This window comes from Nostoc sp., assembly GCF_036917135.1.
GTDB lineage: Bacteria > Cyanobacteriota > Cyanobacteriia > Cyanobacteriales > Nostocaceae > Nostoc.
The window spans coordinates 293444-300407 of record NZ_JBALEA010000091.1; the positions used below are offsets into that span (position 1 = coordinate 293444).

Below are 6964 nucleotides of genomic sequence, written 5' to 3' on the forward strand. Positions count from 1 at the left end.
TTCCGTACCTCATTTAAGGTGGGCTGTACTAAGGTTAAGATAAAAATACTACAATACAGTTACGTGCAGAGTCAAAGGAAATTTTCAATTAGTCTGCGACAACACAAGCCAGAAACCTTATTATTCCGTTGAGAATTTTTCACTTAGTCTGCGAACCGACAAGGGGCAGAGGAGAAAGAATGCTAACGTTTCATTAACCAAGGTGTTGGGTTGGCAATCATATTTACTAGACCACCTAAAATTTGGTTGTAAGTTCCATATAGTTCTCTACCTGATTCGACAGAGAGATAGTTACATTTAACAGCGAACTCAATCCAAGTCTGAGTTTCAGCAGCTTCGGACTGTCTACGACACGCTCCGCGAACGCAATCATTCAGTTTCGCTATAAAAGCTGCCTCATAACGACGTTTTCGCCAAGCCTCTGCCATATTTCACTTCATGCAGATGTCCTGGCATAAATGGCATAGAGCGATCGCAATTGGCTCGAGAAAGCTTGAACCAGTTATAGAAACAAGAACTGGTAGAGATAATTATTGAGCAGAGCAAGGTAATAGGCGAATCAGAACTCCACCATCAGGAGCAAGGGTAAACCCGCGTCGTTAAACAAGGTAATGCAGTGTTGTATGCTCGATTTACTTGTTAGACTGACGCAAGTAAGTGAATTCGCCAGTTATTTAGCACAACTAGACTTAGACTATTACGTAGAAAAACGATCTGCACACACAGTATGAAAAAGTTTATAGTCCTTGCGTGATGGTAAAGATTAGCGAGGCTAATCTTTACTTAATTAGCATTTGAAGAGTTAACTTGACTTGAATTATGGGAACTATCATAGGAACTACCAAAATCTCTTAGAAAACAACATTCAGACAAGTATTAATGTTTAAATTAATTGCTCACATCCCTGACTATAGTATTACAAGTTTAATTTATGAAGCTGCTGCCACAGTAATTTATCGAGCAGACTCCAAGGCTAACAGACACTCAGTTGTTATCAAACTACTCAAAGCAGAGTATCCGACTATCAAAGAGATTGCTCAACTCAAGCACGAATACGAAATTATCCAAAACCTGAATATTGCAGGTGTAATTAAAGCGCATGAATTAATCAGTTATGACAACGGCTACAATAATGGTCTAGCACTGGTTTTAGAAGACTTTGGTGGAGAAACCTTAAAACATCAAATATCTACTACAGGAATTGAACTGACAAAATTTCTTAACATTGCCGCTCAAATTACTGAAACTTTGGGAGAGTTACATACCCACCACATTATCCATAAGGATCTTAAGCCCGAAAATATTCTTTATAACCCCAATACCGAAAAAATAAAACTGATTGATTTCAGCATCGCTTCGCTGTTATCAAAAGAAAGCCCAGAAATTACTAGCCTCAACCTTCTAGAAGGAACACTGGCTTATATGTCGCCAGAGCAAACCGGACGTATCAACCGAACCTTAGATTATCGTACCGATTTTTACTCATTAGGTGTCAGTTTCTACGAAATGCTGACGGGTCAGCTTCCCTTCCACAATGCTCAAGACCCAATGGAGTTAGTGCATTGTCACATTGCGAAAATTCCTGTAGCTCCGCACGAGATTAATCCTAATGTACCACTGGTCATCTCTGCGATCGCAATGAAACTTCTGAGCAAAACTGCTGAAGACCGCTACCAAAGTGCTTACGGGTTAAAGGCTGATTTAGAGCAAGCAACGATACAACTGCAAACAAAAGGTAGCATTGACCTTTTTAGCCTAGGCCAGCAGGATTTTTCGCATCAATTCCAAATAGCTCAAAAACTTTATGGTCGGGAAGTAGAAGTAGCAGCTTTAATGGCTGCCTTTGAAAAAGTTACCCTTGGTTCGAGCGAAGTTGTCTTGGTAGGAGGATATTCAGGTATCGGCAAATCCTCACTAGTTAACGAAGTTCATAAACCGATTGTCCGGCAGCGAGGTTACTTTATCGGTGGCAAATTTGACCAACTCAAGCGAGATATTCCTTATGCTTCTTTGATTCAAGCATTTCGAGAATTGATGCGACAACTGTTAGCTGAAAGCCAAGCCAGAGTTGAGGTTTGGAAAAATAAATTACTACGAGCATTGGGAGTTAATGGTCAAGTTATTATTGATGTCATCCCGGAAGTAGAACTGATTATTGGACAGCAAGCGCCTGTACCGCAGTTGGGGGTTGCTGAGTCTCAAAACCGTTTTAATCGGGTGTTTAAACAATTTATCCATGCCTTTACTGCTGTTGGACATCCCTTAGTACTGTTTTTAGATGACCTCCAATGGGCAGATGCCGCCTCTATCAACCTGGTCGAGAATCTGATGACTGACCCAGAAAGCCAGTATCTATTGCTGATTGGGGCTTACCGAGATAACGAAGTTAATGCCACCCATCCACTGATGTTAATGCTAGAGACAATTCAAGCATTTGGGGCAACCGTTGAAGAGTTATTTTTGAAGCCATTAGCTGCACCTCATATTACTCAACTTCTGACTGACACGTTCAATTGCGAATCATCTCAGGCAGAAACCTTAGCTGATTTGCTATTTCAAAAAACCCAAGGTAATCCCTTTTTCTTAACTCAGTTACTAAAAGTACTGCATCAAGATAATCTTTTGATATTTGATTATCGTTCAGGTTTATGGCAGTGGGATCTCAACAGAATTGAGGAACAAGCCATTACCGATAATGTGGTCGATTTAATGGTGAATAAAATTCAGAGATTGTCAGAACCAACGCAGCAAGTTTTACAATTAGCTGCTTGTGTTGGCAACCGATTTAATTTAGAAATTCTAGCTGTAGTCAACGAAAAATCTGCATCAGCAACAGCAATTGATTTATGGTCAGCTTTACGAGCAGGATTAATTCTTCCTTTGAGCGATACTTACAAAATTCCTCAGTTGTTGAATCAGTCGGAATTGGCAACATACTGCAATACTGCTGTACAAGTTGACTATAAATTTTTGCACGATCGCGTTCAGCAAGCTGCCTATTCTTTAATTCCAATCGATCAGCAAAAACAAGTACACCTGAAGGTAGGTAAATTACTATTACATAATACTGAAAAATTCCAGTTGGAAGAACATCTTTTTGAGATCGTCAACCATCTCAATGCTGGCGGTTCATTGATTGTAGAACCAGCAGAAAGATATGAACTGGCAGAATTAAATCTGAAAGCAGGTCAGCGAGCAAAATCATCTTCGGCGTTTGTCACTGCACTCAAGTTGCTAGAAACAGGGGTGAGCTATCTACCTGAAAATAGCTGGCAGGATAATTATTTACTCACGTTAACTTTATATTTACAATCTGGAGAAGCAGAATTTTTGAATGGAAAATATGAGGAAGCTTTGCTGATTTTTGAGCAGACTTTCAGCCAGGTTCAAACTACTCTTGATATGTGTCGAGTGAATGAATATCGGATTATGTGTTATCGAATGGAAAATGATTTAAACTCCGCATATAAAATTGGGCTAAATACTTTAGAACTTTTAGGCTTGGAGTTTACAGCTTATCCTGATGATGCATATCTGTTAGAAAAACTTAATCAAACCAAAAAAGTTATTGGCGATCGCTCAACTTTTAGTCTCGCAGAACTACCACCAATGCAAGACGAAGAGAAGTTAATGGCTCAACGCATCTTAAAAGAAATCTGGCCTATTGCCTACTTTTTAGGATCTAAAGCGTTGCATATCACATCGATGAATATAACTCAACTTTCAGTTCAATATGGCAACTCCCGAATTTCGGTATTTGGCTATATGCTTTATGCTTTTAATCTGGTGTTTCAATATGGTGAAGTTGATTCAGGTTACGAGTTTGGCGAACTATCTTTGCATTTGCATGAAGTTTTAAGAACGAAGGAATTAGAAGCAAATATTCTGAATATGTGGGGCGGTTTAGTTTGTCACTATAAAGACCATATTAGCGAGAGTAAACCTTATTTATTAAAGGGATTTAATAGTGGTTTAGAAACAGGTTCTTATCAATGGTCTGGTTATTGTTCAGTTAATTTTTTGTGGCAATCATTATTTGGAAACGAATCTTTAGAAAAAACCGCAGAAATAGCCGAAGATTTTATTCCTAGCCTCCGCAAAATTGACAGAAATATGTTGAACTACCATCTGCTGGCTATGGAAGTGATCGCTAATCTAACTAAGCCAGTAGAAAGGATTGATCAACTTGTGGGAACTTGGGCAGATGAACGGCAAGTGCTAGAGTTTGCGTTGGCATCTTCGGATATGTTGAGTGCATTTGTAGTTTACATCTATAAACTTGCGCTCTGTAATTGGTATGGAGAATATACCAAAGCTGTAAAGTATGCAGAGAATGCCGAAAAATTTGTTGGGGGAGCGCGAGGAATTTTTATTAATCCTGTTTTCTATTTTCACCAAAGTATTGCCTTCGCAGGGGCTTATGTGGAGGCAGATACCGCAACTCAAGTTATTTATCTGTATAAACTAAATGCCAACTTAGAAAAATTCCAGCAATGGGCAATGCACTGCCCAACCAATTATCAACACAAATTCCTGCTGATTCAAGCTGAAATTGCTCGGATTTATAAACAAGATTATCAGGCAATGGAACTGTATGACAAGGCGATCGCTTCTGCTGCCGAAAACGGTTATTTACAAAATGAAGCCTTGGCAAACGAACTCGCATTTCGATTTTACTTAGCCAAGGATAGGAAAAACTTTGCCAAAATTTATTTAAAAGAAGCCCGCTATGGCTATTTAAAGTGGCAAGCTACGGCTAAAGTCCGGCAATTGGACGAACAATATTCCCAAATTTTTAGAGATACAGTCGAGCGGCGTAAGGCTACAAAGCAGATTCAGGACATTTCTGAAGTTAAAACCCAAGCTCTAGATATCAGCACAGCGATTAAAGCATCCCAAGCACTCTCAAGCGAGATGGAGTTAAATCCTCTGCTGGAGAAGATGATGACGATCGCGATCGAGAATGCTGGTGCCCAAATGGGTTATCTACTTGTCAAACGGGAGAACCAGTGGGTGATTGAAGCCGAAGGAAGCATTGATCGAGATCGAGTGACAGTGCGCTCGTCTAGTCTGGTGCAAGTAAAGCATAAAATGCCACTTTTACTGATTAACTATGTTGAAAGAACAAAAGAAAATTTGGTTTTAGACGATGCTAGCCACACAGAGCGTTTTGTAAGTGACGACTATATTGTTGCCAATCAACCCAAATCAATTTTGTGTTTGCCTTTCGCTCATCAGGGTAAGCTAACCGGAGTTCTTTACCTGGAAAATAACCTCACTACTGGAGTCTTTACCGCAGAGCGATTAGAGGTACTGAACTTATTGACTTCGCAAGTTTCCATCTCTATAGAAAATGCTCGGCTCTACACAAATTTGCACATATACTCTCAGGAGTTAGAAATTTCGGAAACACAAGCGCGTGAGAAAGCAAGGCAGCTAGAGCAGACACTTGATGAATTGAAGCTTACCCAGTCCCAGATGGTGCAAAGCGAAAAAATGTCTAGCTTGGGGCAGTTGGTAGCAGGCGTTGCTCACGAAATCAATAACCCAGTCAGCTTTATCTACGGCAACCTTACTTACGTTAATAATTATGTCAAAGACTTGATGAGTGTAGTACAAATCTATCAGCAGCAAAACCAGAATTTACCACCTAAAATTCAGAATGAAATAGATGCAATTGACTTAGATTTTTTGATGGAAGACTTACCTAAGCTCTTGGCTTCAATGAAAGTGGGAACTGATCGTATTCGCCAGATTGTATTATCTTTACGAAACTTTTCCCGCCTAGACGAAGCTGAAGTTAAAGCCGTTAATATCCATGAGGGCATTGATAGTACCCTAATGATTTTGCAAAATCGCCTCAAATCCCAGCCAGACTCTCCCGGAATTCAGGTAATACAGGAGTACGGCAACCTGCCACCTGTAGAGTGCTACCCTGGACAACTGAATCAGGTATTTATGAATCTGCTTGCAAATGCGATCGACTCTTTGGAAGAATTTAATAAACATCGGACTTATGCCGATATCGCACGTCACCCAAGTATCATTACAATTCGTACTACTGTTGAAGGTGATGTCGCCGTCATTCGCATTGCTGACAACGGTTCTGGTATCGGTGAAAATGTGCGGTCGCAACTCTTCACACCCTTTTTTACTACCAAAGCTGTTGGTAAAGGCACTGGTTTAGGGCTATCTATTAGTTACCAAATCGTAACTAAAAAGCATCAAGGACAGTTGGAATGTGTATCCGTTTTCGGACAAGGGGCTGAATTTCTTGTTTCTATCCCCCTTCAGGCAAGGCTAGAAGCAAGAAGTGTCTAACGCAGGCAAAATAAATTAGGTTATTAATATTAGAAATTTTAAAACTGCCTCATTGGGATTTCAATGGGACAGTTTTAAAAGATATAAGTACAAGATTTACGGGGTCAAGATAAGTAAAAGTTGGCAGTTTTATGGATGCTATCGCTGAAAATCTACTAATGAGTGACTTTAAACAAAAAACTGCATCTGTTAAAGCTAGGCTCAAACAAGCTTTCCAGAACCTTTATAATCGGCACTTGGCAGTTAATTTCTAATTTCTTGAGCCATAAAATACTGTAAATAGACCGATAAATCGTATTTTATAAATATGAGATTTGCATATATGACGATAAAAAACAAGGGGTGATAGTCTTAAGCTTGCTTCTTTAGGTAAACTATGGTAGGTTCATATTGTATAAATACAGTAACTTGACCGACTTTTGGTAGTTAAATAAAAAATGTTACCAATCTACTCCAAAGAGTTGCTGTGCTAGATAATTTCAAATCTAACTTTGGGTAAATAATGAAGATGCTACTAAATCCCAATTATTAGTAGAAGCCGTAGGTAAACCCAGGGCAAACGCATCTAAATATTGAGAGCCTGAATCAGGGTGAAATACACCAAGACTCAAACTACATAAAGCTTTGAGGAAATGAAATCTCA

The 6964-nt window shown here is 39.4% G+C and carries 1 protein-coding gene and 1 pseudogene; one reads left to right on the top strand and one right to left on the bottom strand.

What is annotated here, in order from left to right; translation table 11 throughout:
• Positions 1-182: 182 nt before the first annotated feature.
• Positions 183-431: pseudogene (locus V7K50_RS30095) on the bottom strand (four helix bundle protein); the annotation flags it as partial.
• A 448-nt stretch (positions 432-879) separates the two neighbouring features.
• Here V7K50_RS30095 and V7K50_RS30100 point away from each other — a divergent pair.
• Positions 880-6321: a trifunctional serine/threonine-protein kinase/ATP-binding protein/sensor histidine kinase gene (locus tag V7K50_RS30100; RefSeq protein WP_334966591.1), complete on the top strand. Its 5442-nt coding sequence runs from the start codon at positions 880-882 to the stop codon at positions 6319-6321.
• The last annotated feature ends 643 nt before the right edge of the window (positions 6322-6964 follow it).

Bases quoted from the DNA above. Each gene is read 5' to 3' on its own strand.
- V7K50_RS30100 (WP_334966591.1), top strand. From the start codon at position 880: ATGTTTAAATTAATTGCTCACATCCCTGACTATAGTATTACAAGTTTA.